The organism is Nonomuraea antimicrobica (genome assembly GCF_039536965.1).
GTDB lineage: Bacteria > Actinomycetota > Actinomycetes > Streptosporangiales > Streptosporangiaceae > Nonomuraea > Nonomuraea antimicrobica.
This window is the reverse complement of sequence record NZ_BAAAZP010000188.1, coordinates 46,997-62,546: the sequence shown is the minus strand read 5'-3', so window position 1 is coordinate 62,546 and position 15,550 is coordinate 46,997. Positions and strand designations below refer to the sequence as shown.

The 15,550-nt window shown below is 72.7% G+C and carries 12 protein-coding genes; 5 read left to right on the top strand and 7 right to left on the bottom strand.

Annotation, left to right across the window (positions count from 1 at the left end):
• Positions 1-97: 97 nt before the first annotated feature.
• Positions 98-1,384: an MFS transporter gene (locus ABD844_RS43250; protein ID WP_344892365.1), complete on the bottom strand. Its 1,287-nt coding sequence runs from the start codon at positions 1,382-1,384 to the stop codon at positions 98-100.
• Positions 1,385-1,496: 112 nt separating this feature from the next.
• On the opposite strand from ABD844_RS43250, the gene ABD844_RS43245 reads away from it, so the two are divergent.
• Positions 1,497-2,129: an HAD family hydrolase gene (locus tag ABD844_RS43245; RefSeq protein WP_344892362.1), complete on the top strand. Its 633-nt coding sequence runs from the start codon at positions 1,497-1,499 to the stop codon at positions 2,127-2,129.
• Positions 2,130-2,176: 47 nt separating this feature from the next.
• Here ABD844_RS43245 and ABD844_RS43240 read toward each other — a convergent pair whose 3' ends face one another.
• Together ABD844_RS43240 and ABD844_RS43235 are read right to left on the bottom strand one after the other, a co-directional pair.
• Positions 2,177-6,052, bottom strand: coding sequence for an AAA family ATPase (locus tag ABD844_RS43240; RefSeq protein ID WP_344892359.1), 3,876 nt, complete (start codon positions 6,050-6,052; stop codon positions 2,177-2,179).
• On the bottom strand, positions 6,053-7,162 hold the full coding sequence (locus ABD844_RS43235; RefSeq protein WP_344892356.1) for an exonuclease SbcCD subunit D: 1,110 nt from the start codon (positions 7,160-7,162) through the stop codon (positions 6,053-6,055).
• 108 nt (positions 7,163-7,270) lie between these two features.
• Here ABD844_RS43235 and ABD844_RS43230 point away from each other — a divergent pair, with 108 nt between their 5' ends.
• Positions 7,271-8,764, top strand: coding sequence for an alpha/beta hydrolase family protein (locus tag ABD844_RS43230; RefSeq protein WP_344892353.1), 1,494 nt, complete (start codon positions 7,271-7,273; stop codon positions 8,762-8,764).
• On the opposite strand, the gene ABD844_RS43225 is transcribed toward ABD844_RS43230, so the two are convergent.
• On the bottom strand, positions 8,737-9,666 hold the full coding sequence (locus ABD844_RS43225; RefSeq protein ID WP_344892350.1) for an alpha/beta hydrolase: 930 nt from the start codon (positions 9,664-9,666) through the stop codon (positions 8,737-8,739). The genes ABD844_RS43230 and ABD844_RS43225 overlap by 28 nt on opposite strands.
• A gap of 411 nt (positions 9,667-10,077) precedes the next feature.
• Between ABD844_RS43225 and ABD844_RS43220 the strand changes: the two genes are divergently transcribed.
• Entirely contained in the window at positions 10,078-11,574 is a 1,497-nt protein-coding gene (locus ABD844_RS43220; protein WP_344892347.1) for an LCP family protein, read from the top strand.
• Between the two features lie 22 nt (positions 11,575-11,596).
• Here the strand turns inward: ABD844_RS43220 and ABD844_RS43215 are convergent, their stop codons facing one another.
• On the bottom strand, positions 11,597-12,244 hold the full coding sequence (locus tag ABD844_RS43215) for a TetR/AcrR family transcriptional regulator (RefSeq protein ID WP_344892344.1): 648 nt from the start codon (positions 12,242-12,244) through the stop codon (positions 11,597-11,599).
• 82 nt (positions 12,245-12,326) lie between these two features.
• Here ABD844_RS43215 and ABD844_RS43210 point away from each other — a divergent pair, with 82 nt between their 5' ends.
• Entirely contained in the window at positions 12,327-13,214 is an 888-nt protein-coding gene (locus ABD844_RS43210) for an alpha/beta hydrolase (protein ID WP_344892341.1), read from the top strand.
• A gap of 8 nt (positions 13,215-13,222) precedes the next feature.
• Here the strand turns inward: ABD844_RS43210 and ABD844_RS43205 are convergent, their stop codons facing one another.
• Positions 13,223-13,831: a GrpB family protein gene (locus ABD844_RS43205; protein WP_344892338.1), complete on the bottom strand. Its 609-nt coding sequence runs from the start codon at positions 13,829-13,831 to the stop codon at positions 13,223-13,225.
• Positions 13,832-14,011: 180 nt separating this feature from the next.
• Entirely contained in the window at positions 14,012-14,521 is a 510-nt protein-coding gene (locus ABD844_RS43200) for a TetR/AcrR family transcriptional regulator (RefSeq protein ID WP_344892335.1), read from the bottom strand.
• 77 nt (positions 14,522-14,598) lie between these two features.
• Here ABD844_RS43200 and ABD844_RS43195 point away from each other — a divergent pair, with 77 nt between their 5' ends.
• Entirely contained in the window at positions 14,599-15,405 is an 807-nt protein-coding gene (locus ABD844_RS43195; protein ID WP_344892331.1) for an NAD(P)H-binding protein, read from the top strand.
• The last annotated feature ends 145 nt before the right edge of the window (positions 15,406-15,550 follow it).

Below are 15,550 nucleotides of genomic sequence, written 5' to 3'. Positions count from 1 at the left end.
GGGCAGGCGGCGCGCAGACGCAGGCAGCCCCGGGGCGCGGCGTCGCAGTCCGCACCGGGCGCGCGCAGGCGCAGGCCGCACCGGGGTGCGCGGCGGGTCACAGGGTCCTGTCGCCGGTCTCGGGCAGGGCGAGCAGGCAGAGCAGGCTCAGCAGGGCCATCGCGGAGACGTACCCGCCGACTGCCTGCACCCCCAGCCCACCGGCCTGCAGCCCGGTGGCGACCAGCGGTGGCACCGCGCCACCGAGCACGCCGCCGAGGCTGTAGGCGACGGACGCGCCGCTGTAGCGGAACTCGGTCCTGAACAGCTCCGGCAGGTACGCCCCCATCGGCCCGAAGATCAGCCCCATCAGCGCCAGCGCCCCGGCCAGCGCCAGCCCGACGAGGACGACCGAGCGGGTCTCCATCAGCGGGAACATCACCAGCCCCCACCCGACGGCCGCGAACGTCCCGGCGATCAGGGTGCGGCGGCGGCCCACGCGGTCGGACACCACGGCCGACACCGCCGTGCCCGCCGCCATGAACAGCACCGCGACCAGGGTCAGCCCGAGCATCGTGGTCTGCGGGATGCCCAGCGTCCTGGTGCCGTAGGACAGGCAGTAGGTGGTGGCGGTGTAGAAGAGCGTGTACGCGATCGTCATGGCTCCGGCGCCGAGCAGCACCCGCCGCCACTGGTGGCGCATCAGCCCGGCGAAGGGCACCTTGGCGATCCGGTGCTGGTCGACGGCCGCCCGGAAGACGGGGGTCTCGGAGATCTTCAGCCGTACGTACAGGCCGACGACGACCAGCAGCAGACTGGCCACAAACGGCAGCCGCCACCCCCAGCTCCTGAACTCCTCGTCGCCCAGTGTCTCGCCGAGCACGAGGAACAGCCCGTTGGCCACGATGAACCCGACCGCCGGCCCGAGCTGCGGGAACATCGCGTACAGACCGCGCTTGCCGGGCGGGGCGTGCTCTGTGGCCAGCAGCGCGGCGCCGCCCCACTCTCCGCCGAGGCCGATGCCCTGGGTGAAGCGCAGCAGCACCAGCAGCACGGGCGCGAGCACGCCGATCGCGGCGTAGCCGGGCAGCAGCCCGATCGCGACCGTCGACAGCCCCATCACCAGCAGCGACACGACCAGCATGGACTTGCGGCCGGTCCGGTCACCCCAGTGCCCGAACACGGCCGAGCCGAGCGGGCGCGAGATGAACGCCACGGCGAACGTCGAGAACGCCGCCAGGCTGCCCGCCACGGGGTCCATGCCGGGGAAGAACGCGGTGTTGAGCACCAGGGCGGCGGCGGTGCCGTAGATGTAGAAGTCGTAGAACTCGATCGCGGTGCCGATAAGGCTGGCCGCCGCGACCCTCGACGTGCTGGGGGCCGCGATCTGGGGGGATATCGTCATATACGTCTCACTATGCGGACCGACGTCTTGCGAGGCAATACGAACGACGCTATCAGCTGCGCGATGTTACGTTTCGTGGACTGATGATCCTTCGGTGAGAGGAAGTGTGGATTTGGCCGTCGAACTGGTGATCTTCGACTGCGACGGGGTGCTCGTGGACAGCGAGCCGATCTACGTACGCGTCGGCACGACCGCGCTGCGCCGCCTGGGCTGGACGATCGACGAGGCCGAGTACGCCCACCGGTTCGTCGGCTGCACCAACGAGTACTGGGACGAGCAGGTCGGCCGGACCCCGCCCGGCTGGCGCGAACAGCTCGAGGCCGACTACACGGCCGCCGTCAAGGCCGAGTTGTGCGTGGTCGAGGGCATCGAGGAGGCGCTCGACCGGCTGACCGTGCCGTACTGCGTGGCCTCGAACGGCCGCCACCGGACGATCCGCCGCAGCCTGGAGCTGACCGGGCTGGCGAGCAGGTTCGACGGACGGGTGTTCAGCGCCGAGGACGTGGCCAGGGGCAAACCGGAGCCCGACCTGTTCCTGCACGCGGCGGCCACGATGGGCGTCGCCCCGGAGCGGTGCGTGGTCGTGGAGGACAGCCCGTTCGGGGTCACGGCGGCGGTGAGCGCGGGCATGCGCTGCCTGGCGTACGCCGCCGGCGTCACCCCCGTCTCCCGGCTGACCGGCCTGGGCGCGCGGCTCTTCCAGGACCCGGCCACACTGCCCGACCTGATCCGCTCCCTCGACTGACTCCTCCCGCCTTCCACGAGTACGCCCGAATCCGCCCGAGCGGCGCGTCAGCCGACCCCGACCGCCGTGAGGGTGGACCCGGTGCGGGTCTTGGTGACCTTGAGCTGTGCCGTGATCCGGGAGCGCAGCTCGGCCACGTGGCTGACGATGCCCACGGCCCGGCCGCCGTCGCGCAGCCCGTCGAGGATGTCGAGGACGCCGTCGAGGGTGTCCTCGTCGAGCGTGCCGAAGCCCTCGTCCACGAACAGCGTGCCCAGCTCCGCGCCGCCCGCCTCGGCCGTGACGACGTCGGCCAGCCCCAGCGCCAGTGACAGGGAGGTGATGAAGCTCTCGCCGCCGGACAGCGTGGCCGGGTCGCGGTCGACGCCGGTCCAGCCGTCGGCCACCCGCAGGCCGAGCCCGCCGCCGGCGCGCCCGCGCGAGCCCGCCGTCTTGCGCAGGTCGTGCCGGAGCAGGTAGCGGCCGCCCGACATGTGGTCGAGGCGTTCGTTCGCGGCCGCCACCACCTGCCGCAGCCGCTCCCCCAGCACGAACGACGACAGGCTCATGCTCCACTGGTTGTCACCCGAGGTGCCGCTGGTCAGCGCCGCCATCCGCTCGGCCAGCCGGTGGCGTTCTGCCGCCGGTCGCCAGCTCTCGATGCGGTCGGACAGCTCGCCGTGCAGCTCCGCCAGCCGTCGCGCCCTGGCCGCCGCCCGGTCGCGCGCGCTCGACAACCTCGTGTGCGCCTCCTCCAGCGCCTCCCGCTGCGCCCCGATCGCGGCCAGGTCGGGAACGGGCTCGGCGGCGGCGGCCACCAACTCGGGGTCGGCCAGCACGCCGCTGACGGCGGCCTGCTCGTCGTCCAGCCTGCGCAGCAGCTCCGCCTTGCTCTCCCGCTCGGCCACGCTCCGGTAGGCGGCCTCCGCCTCCGGCACGTCGGCGAACCCCGCGTCGAACGCCGCCTCCACGGCCGCTGTCTTGGCCCTGACCAGCTCGTCGCGGGCCGCCACTGCCGCCTGTGTGGCCTCCAGCGCCTCGCGCAGCAGCTCGGCCTCGTCGCTGAGCCTGGTCAGGCGGGCGGTCAGGGTGGCGTCGCCGCCGCGCGCGGCGTCGAGGCGCGCGCTGAGCCGCCCGGCGTCGCCGCTCAGCTCCTCATGCCGGGTACGGGACGCGGCCAGCCGCGCGGCCACCCGGCGAGCGCGTTCCTCCAGCTCCGCCCGCTCACGACCGAGCCCGGCCGCCTCCTGAGCCAGCCTGCCCTCCCCGGCCGCCGACGCCTCCAGCCTCCGCAGCTCTCGCTCGGCAGCGGCCAGCCTCTCGGCCCCTGAGCCCTCGATCGCCCCCTCGGAGACCGTGGGCCCGTGGGCCTCGTCCGAGCCGGGTCCGTCGTCAGGCGCAGCGAGGCGAACGGGACCGGCGGCGTGGGCGGCATCGTGCGCGCTCGCCTGGGCGAGTTGGTCGCGCAGGCGGGCGCGTTCGGACTCCAGGTGTCTGTGGTGGGCCCGGTGGGCGGCCAGCCCTTCGGCGATCTCGCGGACCTGGTCTCTGACGTGTTCGCGTTCGGTCTCGACGCGGTCGAGGGCGGCGGCCAGCGCGGGCTCCCGGTCGGCCACCGCCTGGAGACCCGCGACCTCCTGCCCGGCCTGCGCCACCTGCGCCTCGGCCGTGTCGACGTCGAGACCCTCGGTGGTGGCGGCGGCGTCGGCGTGACGGGACTCCAGCGAGGCCAGGGTACGCTCGGCGGCCTCGCGTTCGGCCGAGGCGGCTTCGTGGGCGTTCTCGGCCTCGTGCTCGTCGTCGGCCGAGGGCGCGCTCGGCGCCGGTGCGGCCGGGTGGGGGTGGTGGTCGGAGCCGCAGACCGCGCACGGCCGCCCGTCGGCCAGGTCCAGCGCCAGCTCGGCCGCCATGCCGTCGATGCGGGCCTGCCGCAGGTCGAGCCAGTGCTCACGGAAGCTCTGGGCCCGGTCGACGAGCACCTGGTGGGCGGCGACGGCCGACTCCAGCTCGGCGGCCAGGGCCTCGCGGCGGTGGGTGGCCTCCAGGGCGGCTCGGGCGGCGTCAAGGCTCGCGGTCGCGGCGGGGATGGCCGCCGCCTGGGCGCGTACCTCGGCCAGGGCGGCGTTGGCGTCGGCGATGCGGTCGGGCAGCTCGGCGTCGGCGGCGGCGGCCTCGGCCTCGCGTTGTGCCAGCGCGTCCAGCTCGACCGCCAGGCGGGCCAGCTCGGTGTCGATCTCGATCAGGTGGGCGGCGGCGTCGCGTACGGCCCGCGCGGCCGGGATCCTGGCGGCGTCGGTCCGCGCCTCGGCGAGCCTCGCCTCGGCCTGCTCGATCAGGCCGGGCAGAACGGACAGCCGCGCGGCCACGGCCTCGTCGGCGCCGACCAGCTCGGCCAGCTCCGCCTCGACGCGCAGCAGGTCACGCCGTACCACGGACAGCCTGGCCTCTTCTGTGAGCAACTCCTGCAGGCGGGCGATCTCGTCCTGCCGCCGCCGCTCCAGCACCGCCAGCTCGGCCACGGACGGCTCCACCGCGTCGCCGACGGGCGGAACACCCTCACCAGACGGGTACGGGCCCGCCCCGGCGGTGCCCCCGGCGCGGTGGTCGTGAGAGGGCGGGGTGGTGGCGGTCAGGAGGGGGCGGGCACGGGCGAGGGCGTCGGCGGCCAGTTCGCGGGCCTTGGCGGCGGTCTCGGTGCGTTGCCGGGCGGCCGTGATGAGCGGGATCACCCGGTCGGCGCGGGCGGCGTCGTCGAGGACCGCCTGCAGGTCGGCCCGTTCGTCGGCGCGTTCGTCGAGCATGCGGCGCAGGGTGAGCGCCTCGGCGTGGCGGCGTTGGCGTTCGGCTAGGGCGGCGGCCCGCTCGAACCGCAGCCGTGCCGCCCCCAGCTCCTCACCCGACGCGCTGTGCTCGCCGTCCGCCCGCGCCACGACGGCCCGCGCGGCGTCGAGCAGCGCCCCCGCCCACCGCAGCGGATCGGTCTCCGGGGTCGGTGCCTCGCCGTCGGACCCGGCACCGCCATCGCCCTCCTGCCCGCCGCTCCCACCCGCCGCGACCTCAGCAGGACCGGTGGCGGGTGTGGGAACGGGAGCGGTGGCGGGCGTGGAGGCGGGTGTGGGAGCCGGAGCGGTGCTGGGAGAGGTGGCGGGTGTGGGGACGAGAGCGGAGGCAGGAGCGGGAGCGGTGCTGGGAGAGGTGGCGGGTGTGACGGGAGCGGAGGCAGGAGCGGGAGCGGGTGTGGGGGCGGGGGGCGAGGTCAAGGATGCGTGCAGGGCGTCGCCGGCCGCCTCCTCCACTCGCTTGATGGCGAAGTCGACCTCCTGCCGCAGCTCCTGCGCCGCGCGCCAGGCCAGTTTGCGGTGCTCGGCGAGCCACGACTCCGCCGAGGTGAAGATCTTGACGGTGAACAGCCGTTCCAGCAGCTTCGACCGCTCGTCGCCGTCGGCCCGCAGGAAGCGCGCGAAGTCGCCCTGCGGCAACATCGCCACCTGGCAGAACTGGTCGGCGTTCATGCCGAGCAGCCCGCCCACCAGGTCGCCGGCCTCGTCGAGGCGGGTGGTCAGCCCGTGCCAGTCCGCGCCCTGCCACTCCGACAGGACGACCTTGGACTTCTCCTCGGTGAACCCCGTGCCCCGCAGCTTGGGCCGCTGCCAGGCCGGAGAGCGCTGGATGCGCAGTAACCGCCCCCTGATCGACACCTCCAGCGTGACCGACGGCCCCACCGTGGGTGCGGCGTGGTCGCAGCGCAGGCTGCGGGCGCTGTTGCGCTGCCCGGGCACCTGGCCGTAGAGGGCGAAACACAGCGCGTCGAGGATCGTGGTCTTGCCCGCCCCCGTGGGACCGTGGACGAGGAAGAGGCCCGCTTCGGCCAGGGCGTCGAAGTCGACCGTCTCCGTGCCGGGGAAGGACCCGAACGCCGTCAGCGTGAGCCTGTGCGGCCGCATCTACGTCATCGTCTCCTTCGCCCTCGACGTCTCGATGGCCTGTCTTAGCAGGTCTTCCTCCTCGGGTGCGGCAGGCTCGCCGCGCACCTCCCTGACGAAATCGAGGGCCACCTCCGCCTCCGGCCGCCCGCTGACGCGTACGGGCTGGGCGGCGGGCGCGGCGCCGACCGGGTCGAAGGAGAGGGCGAGGGTGTGGGGGAAGCGGGCGCGCAGCCGGTCCATGGCCGACTTGGGGCGGACGGCGTCGGTCAGCACGACCTGCAGCCAGTGGTCTTCGTAGGCGGCGTGCCGGGGATCGGCCAGCAGGTCTTCCAGCTCTCCGCGCAGCCGCCCGACCGGACGCGGCACCGGGGCCGGTACGAACTCCGCCGACTCCCCCAGCGTCACCAGCCACGAGCCCTTGACGTGCCCGACCTCGGAGAAGGAGTAGGCCAGCGGCGAGCCGGAGTAGCGCACGGTCTCGGACATGCGCTGGCGCCCGTGCAGGTGCCCGAGCGCGACGTAGTCGACCCCGTCGAACGCCGCCAGCGGCACGTGGGCCACCCCGCCCACGCTGATGTCGCGTTCGCTGTCGCTGGCCTGCCCGCCGGTCACGAAGCAGTGCGACAGCACCACCGAGGCGCGGTGGCGCGGCACGTCGGCCCTGATGCGCGTCATGGCGTGCGAGATCGCGGCCGTGTGGCTGCGGTCGGGCAGCTCCCAGGCGGCCCGGACCAGCTCGGGCTCCAGGTAGGGGATGCCGTAGAAGGCGACGTCGCCGACCAGCACCGGCTCCCACGCCTGCTCGGGCGAGGTGCGCACGTGCACGCCCGCAGCCTCGAACAGCGCCGAGCCGAACCGCAGCCGCAGCGCCGAGTCGTGGTTGCCGCTGATCAGCACCACGCGCGCCCCGACCGCGCGCAGCCGCGCCAGCGCGTCGTCGAGCAGCGCCACCGCGTCGACCGGCGGCAGCGCCCGGTCGTAGACGTCGCCGGCCACCGCCACCACGTCGACCCGCTCGGCCCGCACCGTCTCCACCAGGTGGTCGACGAACGCCGCCTGACCCGCGAGCAGGCTCTCCCGGTGGAAGGATCGACCGAGGTGCCAGTCGGAGGTGTGCAGGATCCGCATGTCGCAGGAAGCTAACAGTTCTCACTGACAAATGCGGTCTCTCCAGTCCCACACGCCGGGAGTAGTCTGGAAGATCAGCGGGCAAACCAACACAACGTGGGGAGGCCAATGCGCACGGGCCGTGGCACGTTGAGCGTCGCCGCCGGTGTGATCCTGGTGGTTCTCGCGACGGTCGGCTATGTCCTGCCGCCCGCGTTCGACCCACCGCCGCTCAAGGCCGATCCGGCCTTCCAGGCCATCGCGGCGCAGCCGGCCGGGGAGCTGAGACCGGTGGTGGCGTCCGGCGCCATCCGCCGCGAGGAGATCTCGATCCCGGCGGAGGCCCAGCGACTGGAGGGCACGCTCCGGCTGCCGCTGACGCCTGGGCGCCACCCGGCGATGGTGTTCGTGTCGGGGTCGGGCAACGGCTCGCGTACGGAGTTCACGCCGCAGGCGGAGTTCCTGGCCAAGGCGGGCGTGGTGACGATCGCCTTCGACAAGCGCACGATCGGCTACAACTTCCGCGACCGCGACTTCGGGCTGCTCGCCGACGACGCCCTGCGGATGGTCGACTACCTGCGTACGCTGCCCGAGGTCGATCCGTCCCGCGTGGGCGTGTGGGGCGTGTCGGAGGGCGGCTGGGTGGTGCCGATCGCGGCGGCCAAGAGCAGCGGGGTCGGGTTCATCGTGCTGGTGTCGTCCCCCAACGTCTCCCCGCTGCGCCAGGTCGCCTGGGCGCTCAACGAGCAGTTGCTGCGGCTGCACGCCCCCATCGGCGCCCGCGACCTGCTGACCAGGGCCATGGGCGGGGTCGGCTTCACCTTCCTGCGCTACGACGCGCAACCGGCGTTGAGCCAGGTCAAGCAGCCGGTCCTGGCGTTCTACGGCACGACCGACCCCTCGATTCCCTTCGTCGAGTCCACCAAGGCGCTGGTCACGGCGCTCGACAAGGCGGGCAACGACGACTACACGATCCGGTTCATGGCCAAGGGCGATCACGCCATGCGGGTCAACGGCGGCCCGTTCACCCAGGGCTACCTGGAGACGCTGACCAACTGGATCAAGGGCCTGCCCGGCACGGCCCGGCCGCCGGTGCACATGGCGGGCGCCACTCCGGTCCAGCGGTTCGAGGCCAGCGACGTACCCGCCGCCCCCTGGTACGCCGGCGGCACGATGCTCGGGCTGACCATCTGCCTGGCCGCGGTGGGCTATGTGGCCGGCCCGGTGGCGGCCATGGTCTTCCGCCTGCGCCACGGCCCCCGGCCTCCCGTGGAGACCAACGCCCGCCTGTGGCCGCCGATCAGGCGCCGGCTGAGCCGGATGGCGTGGACCGGGCTGGGGCTGCTGGTCTCGGTGGTGGCGTTCATCATGTTGCTGGTGCTGTTCTCGGTCAACCAGGCCGGCGCCTGGCCCGCCGTTCTGGCGGGCTGGCTGGTCGTGCGCATGCTCGCGGTGCTCATGCTGGTCCAGGAGGTCACGGCGGTGGCGGCGTTCGTGTCGGCGCTGCGTGAGGGGCTGCGGCCGAGCCGGTGGCAGCACGTGACGGTGGCGGGCGTGCTGGGCGGCAATGGCCTGCTGCTGGTGGCGGCGGCGTACTACGGGTTGTTCTCGTTCCCCTGGTAGACGTAGGCGTTCATCCAGCGGTCGAGTTCGGCGAAGACCTGCTTGCGTACGGGCTCGGCCGACAGCACCAGGTCGTGCAGGCCGTCGGCGATGCGTACGCACGTCACGTGCGGCCCGAGCCGGGTGGACCAGCGGGCGATGTGCCCGGGGTCGAGCACGATGTCGGCCGAGCGCGCCTCAGGCACGAAGTCGCGCACCCGCAGCCCGTTCGTGGACGCGAGCACCAGCACCGGCACGTCCACCGCCAGGCCCGCGTGCAGCCGGCGCTGGGCCCGCCGGATGGCGGCCAGCCACATGGCGTGCACCGAGAACCCGCCCAGCGGCTTCAGCTCCAGGTCGTAGTCCCATTCGCCGCGCTCGCTGCGGTGCAGCGTCTGCCCGTAGACGGTGCTGGCGCCCAGCGGCAGCGCCCGCCGCGTGTACGACAGCGGCGTCCTGAGCAGGTCGGCGGCCAGACGCATCGGGCCGGAGACGTTGAGGTCGAAGAACGGGCTGTTGAGCGCGAGCCCCTGCACCAGCCCCCGGCCGCGCACCCGGTCGGCCCACAGGGACGCGATCAGGCCGCCGGTGGAGTGGGCGTTGACGGTCAGCTCGTCGTGGTCGCGGCGGATGATGCGGACGGCCTCGTCGATCTCGGGGAAGTAGTCGGTGACGCTCCTGATCAGGCCCCTGGTCTGGTGCGGCAGCAGCGAGCGCCCGTATTTGCGCAGGTCGAGTGCGTAGAAGTCGATGCCGCGCTGCACGTAGTGCTCGGCCAGGTGGTCCTGGAAGAAGTAGTCGGTGAACCCGTGCAGGTAGAGCACCGCCCTGCGGGAGGCGGACTCGGCCCTCCTGGACACCAGCGTCGCCACGACCTCGCCCTCGAAGTCGTCGGGCAGGGGCAGCACGGTGATCTCGTACATATGAGACACGATAGGGATCGCCGGGCCGGGACGGCACATCGGGCGGCGGATCCGGGGCTCGCAGTCTGTCCGGGGGCGCGTCGGCGTGCTCGGCCAACTCGCCGCTCGTGGTGCGGGTGAACCCGTTGGGGGGCTGCGGACGTTTCAATGTGGAGATGGCGATGTGCCCGGTCACCCCGTACCCGGTCTCACGGGCGCCCATGTCCGGAACATTATTCGGTTACTGATGTTCACCCTCCGATAAAGACATATTTCGTATTTAGTGCATAGGCTGCCGCCTCTATGGGAGCCTGAGGCGACCGCTGCCACGCGGTTCACCATCAGGTTGCGGACCCGGCACCTATGGTGGAATGCGCGGAGAACGGGGAAGGCGTGCGGCAGGCTAGGAAACCGGTGGGCGGCAAAAATCCGGTGAACGCTGGAGCGGTCCTCGGGTGGCTGGCGCTGGCGGCACTCGCACCCGGGGCCGCCCATCTGCGTGCCGGCTGGCGCAAGACAGGTCTCGCCCTGATCTCCTGCTACGCCGCCCTGCTGCTGGCCGTGCTCGCCGTCGGCCTCACCAACGACCTCGGCAACCTGGCCGGCTCGCTGACCGACGACTCCTGGCTGCTCGCGATCGTGATCGGCGGGATCGTGCTGGGCCTGGCCTGGTTCGCGCTGATCGTGCACTCGTTCGTGGTGCTGCGGCCGGGGCGGCTGACGCAGACGGGGCAGATCCTCACCGGCACCGTCGCGGGGCTGCTCGCCGTCATCGTGGTGCTGCCGTTCGCGCTGACCGCGCAGTTCGCGCAGACCTCCCGCCAGGCGATCCAGGACATCTTCCAGGCGCCGGAGAACGAGGGCCAGCCCCCCGTCGCCGAGCCCAAGCCCGAGGACCCGTGGGCCGGGCGCGAGCGCGTCAACATCCTGCTGCTCGGCGGCGACGCCGACGACAACAGGACCGGCGTGCGTACCGACAGCATGAACCTGGCCAGCGTCGACGTGAAGACCGGCAACACCGTGCTGTTCAGCCTGCCGCGCAACCTCGAGGACGTCCGCTTCCGTCCGGGCACGCCGATGGCCCGCCACTTCCCCAACGGCTTCGACCTCCCCAAGGACGCCAACGGCGGCAGCAGCGACCTGCTCAACAGCGTCTGGGAGTACGCCGACGCCCACCCCGAGATCTTCGGCGGCAAGCAGCACCAGGGCCCCAAGGTCCTGATGGACACGATCGGCTACACCCTCGGCCTCAAGGTCGACTGGTACGCCCTGGTCAACATGTGGGGCTTCGCCCGCCTCATCGACGCCATCGGCGGCGTCACGATCACCGTCGAGCAGGACGTCGTGTTCGGCAAGTACAACGAGGGCCTGGTCAAGGCCGGTACGCGCAAGCTCAAGGGCGCCGACGCCATGTGGTACGCCCGCTCGCGCACGTACAGCGACGACTACACCCGCATGCACCGCCAGCGCTGCGTGCTCGGCGCCATCCTCGACCAGGCCGCCCCCGCCACCGTGCTGACCCGGTTCAACCAGATCGCGCTGGCCACCAAAGAGCTGATCAGGACCGACATCCCCCAGACGATGCTCAAGCACCTGGTGCCGCTGGCGCTGAAGGTCAAGAACGCCGAGGTGTCCAGCGTGCAGTTCGTGCCGCCGCTGATCAGCACCGGTTACCCCGACTGGGAGAAGATCCGCGACATCGCGGACAAGGCCATCCGCGACTCGAAGCGGACGAAGGCTCCGGTCGCCGCCTCCGCCGCGCCCACGTCCGCGCCCACGTCCGCGCCCACGTCCGGGCCCACGTCTGCGGCCGGCCCCTCGGTCTCGCCCTCGCCGAAGAAGACGACCAAGAAGCCGGCGCCGGAGGCCGCCGACGACCCGACGAAGGGCCTCACCGAGGGCTGCGGCCCGGCCACCCCCAAGAGCTGAGCGCGCCGCCCCCGGAGCAGCCTCACGCGGGTGGTTCGGCGGGGCGGGCTCCCGCCGAGAGCACGTGGCCGGTGAGGAGGGCGACCAGTTCGTCCCGGAAGGCGGAGCGGTCGCGGGTGGGCTGGTCGGCCAGGTAGCGGTGGGTGAGCGACTCGACGGCGGCGACCAGGAACCACGCGGTCAGCCGCGGATCGGGCGCACCGGGCGCGGCGTCCGCGCGCAGCAGGGCGGTCAGCCGATCCACCAGGTCGTCCTGGAGGGCCCGCAGCTCGGCCAGGAGCGCGGGCGGGCGCGGTGACTCCTCGAACAGCACCTGGTGCAGGCGGGGATCGCCGCGGTGAACGCTCAGCGCGGTGTCCACCAGGACGGTGACGCGCTCGCGCCAGGTGGCGGGCGGCCCGGCCGCGAAGGCGGCGGCGACGGCCAGGCGGCCCTCGTCGAGATGGCGCCGGGCGAGCTGGAGCAGGATCGCGTCCTTGTTGGGGAAGTACTGGTAGAGCGACCCGATCGACAGGCCCGCGGCCTCCGCGATGCGGTTGGTGGTGCCGGCGGCGTAGCCGTGCTCGGCGAAAACGCGAGCAGCCGACTCAAGGATCAGCTCCCGCGTCTCCTCGGAGCGCTTCTGACGTGGGGTTTTCCGGGGTCTGAGCGGCTTGGGCAAGGTGGGCATCGGAGGGCCTAACGCGAGTACAAAAACGAGCAATTACTCACTATTGTCGCAGTGCTCGATCGTCCCTCACAAGGAGCGTCGCATGACCGTCGACTACCTGCGGTTCTTCCCCCGATGGGCACGGGAGGCCGAGGCGCCCGAGGCCGTGTCGGAATGGTGGCACTGGCGGGGAATGCAGGTGCATCTGGAGCGGGTGAGCGACCCCGCCGCGCCGGTGAAGCTCGTCGTGCTGCACGGGGCCGGCGGCTACGGCCGGATGCTGCTCCCCTACACCCGGCTGATGGGGCCGGTGGAGGTCGTCGCCCCGGACCTGCCCGGCTACGGGCACACGCGCTGCGAGGGGCGTCCGGTGGAGTACGCCACCTGGGTGGATCTGGCCGCCGAGCTGATCGACAGGGAACGCCGCCGCGACGGGCGCCCGCTGCTGGTGCTGGGCGCGAGCCTGGGCGGGATGCTCGCCTACAGCGCGGTCGCGCGGGCCGGGGCCGACGCGCTGGCCGTGACGTGCCTGCTGGACGTGCGCCGGGCCGAGGTGCGGGCGGCCGCGGCGCGATACGGCGTGCTGGGCCGGGTCGCCGGGCCGGTCATGAACGCGCTGCGGGCGGCGGACGACCTGCGCGTCCCCGTCCGTTGGCTGGCCCGGATGTCGGCGATGTCGAACCAGGCGGAGCTGAACGCCGCCGTGGCGCGCGACCGGCTCGGCGGTGGCGGCCGGGTCTCCCTGCGATTCCTGCGCACCTACCTGACCTCCGCGCCCGAGGTCGAGCCGGAGGCGTTCACCGCCTGCCCGGTGCTGATGGTCCACCCGGCCGCCGACCGCTGGACGCCCGCCGGGCTGAGCCTGCCCTTCTTCGAACGGATCAAGGCGGACAAGCGCCTGGTCATGCTGGAGGGGTGTGGGCACATGCCGGTGGAGGAGCCGGGCCTGAGCCAGTTCGCCCGCGCGCTGCGCGAACTGGCCGGCCGCTGACCGGCACCTCAGCCGTCGTCCCTCCCCGCCGGCGAGTGGGCGCGGGCGATGATCGCCTCGACCACCTCGGTCTTGGCGTCGGCGTAGTGCTGGAGGCGTTTCCAGGCGCGCCGCGCCAGTGCGCGTTTGGTGCGTGCGTAGAGCTCGCGATCGGCGTCGTCGGAACGCAGCCGGTCGCGGAACAACAACATGCGCTCGATCTCCGGGCAACCCTCGGAAAAGACATGCAGGGTCACCGCGATTTCGCTTTCGGGGCGGCGGAGAACGCGGTGTTCGTACCAGTCGGGCTCGCGAATGTCGAGGCGATATCCGGCCGCCTCCAGGGGCGGGACATAGGCGGCCTCGCGCGCCGAGTCGGCCACCACGAGCAGCAGGTCGAGAATCGGCTTGGCGGGCATTCCAGGAATCGAGGTGGACCCGACGTGCTCCACCGCCGTCGCGACCGGGCCGAGCGCGCCGCGGATTCGGGCGGCCTCGCGTTCGTAAAGAGCCGGCCAGGCCGGATCGTATTCGATCAGCTCGATTTCCCGGTCGAGGATCGGCGCCTGCCCGAGGTGGGCCGCCTCGATCTCCTCGTCGGTCATGGCCACGCGTTTGATTTCCTCTGCCGGGCTCATCGTGCTGTGAGTTTCTCTCCGGTGCGTCGTCGGCGGTGTCTCGGTCGCGCCGGAGATCGCCGTGCTCTCCGGCTGCGCGCGTTTCCCTCTTACCAGCGCGGACGGGGCCGGTGTCAAGCGCCGCCCGCCCGGCCGCGCTCGCCGGAGCGTGCGTCGACGTGTCGAAAGGTGCTCTGGAGGTCAACGCCGGTCGAGGCCGTCGAGCATGAGGGGGAGGAAGCGCTGCGGCACGACACCCGGGTGGCAGGCGAACACGCTGAGCAGCTCCATGATGTCGTCGGTGCCGGCGTCCGCCCGCATCGCGCCTTCCGCCTGCGCCTGTCGTACCAGGTCGTCGACCCGTCGCACCAGCGCCTGCCGCGCCTCGGGCGCGGAGGTCCCGGCCAGCGCGGCCGCGATGGCGCCGCGGCCCTGCTCGACGCTGTAGAGGACGAACGCGCGGACGGCCGCCCACGCGTCGGGCTCATCCGCCGCGGTGCGGTCGAGTGCGTCCATCAGCTCGTGCACGTACTGCTCCGCCAGGGCGGCGAGCAGCCCGCCGCGGTCGGGAAAGCGGCGGTAGAGCGTGCCGACGCCGACACCGGCCCGGCGGGCGATCAGCTCCATCGGCGCGTCCTTGCCGCGCTCGGCCACCACGTCGCGGGCCGCCTCAAGGATCCTGTCCCGGTTGCGGCGGGCGTCGGCGCGCATTGAACCTCCATTGAAGTGGACGACGAGCTTCCGGTTAGTATAGAAGAGGAAGGCGATATTCCGCTTAGGAGGTTGTGATGATCGTGGTGACGGGTGCGACGGGCACGATCGGGCGCGCGCTGATCGAGGAGCTCGGCGGCGCGGCACGGGCTGTGGTACGGCGCGCCGAGCAGGGCGAGGAGCTGGGATGCGACTACGTGGTCGGCGATCTGGAACGACCGGAGAGCATCCCGCTGGAGCCGGGCGACCGGCTGTTTCTCAACAGCGGGCTGTGGCCGGGATTCGTGCGGGCGCACCAGGCGGTCATCGATCACGCGGCGTCCGCTGGGGCGGCCCAGGTGGTGACCGTCTCCGTGCGCGGGGTGACGTCGTCCAGCCTGCTCGGGTTCGGCCTGCACGGGCAGGTGGACGAGCACCTCAAGGCGTCGGGCGTGCCGTGGTCGATCCTGGCGCCCGTCGGCTTCATGCAGAATCTCGCGGGCGACGTCGACGAGAAGGGGCGGATCTTCGGCTCGTACGGCAGGGGCCGCGTCGGCTACATCGACGGGCGTGACATCGGGGCGGTCGCGGCCGTCCTGCTCACCCGTCCGGTCGGGGCCGACGCCGTCTACGAGCTCACCGGGCCGGCGGCGCCCACGCATGACGAGATCGCCGCCGAGCTGACCAGGGCGCTCGGCCGGAGCGTGCGTTACGTGGACCTGCCGGTCGAGGCGGCCGCCGCCCACCTGGAGCGGCGCGGCATGCCCGCCCCTGCGGCCCGCGACCTGGCCGAGCTGATGACGCAGATCGGGGACGGGCGCTGGGCGAGCACGACCACGACCGTGGCCGACCTGCTGGGGCGCGAACCGCGTTCGCTCCGGGAGTTCCTCGCGCGGACGCGCTGAGGGGCGGCGGCCCACAGAGCGACGCCGGCGGCCGTCCGGAAACCCCGGAAACCGGCGCGGGCGGTGCGCGACGAGTCAGCGTGCGGGTGCGCGGGATCAGCGCGCCGGTTCGCAGAGTCGGCGTGCCGGTTTGCGGAGTCACCCT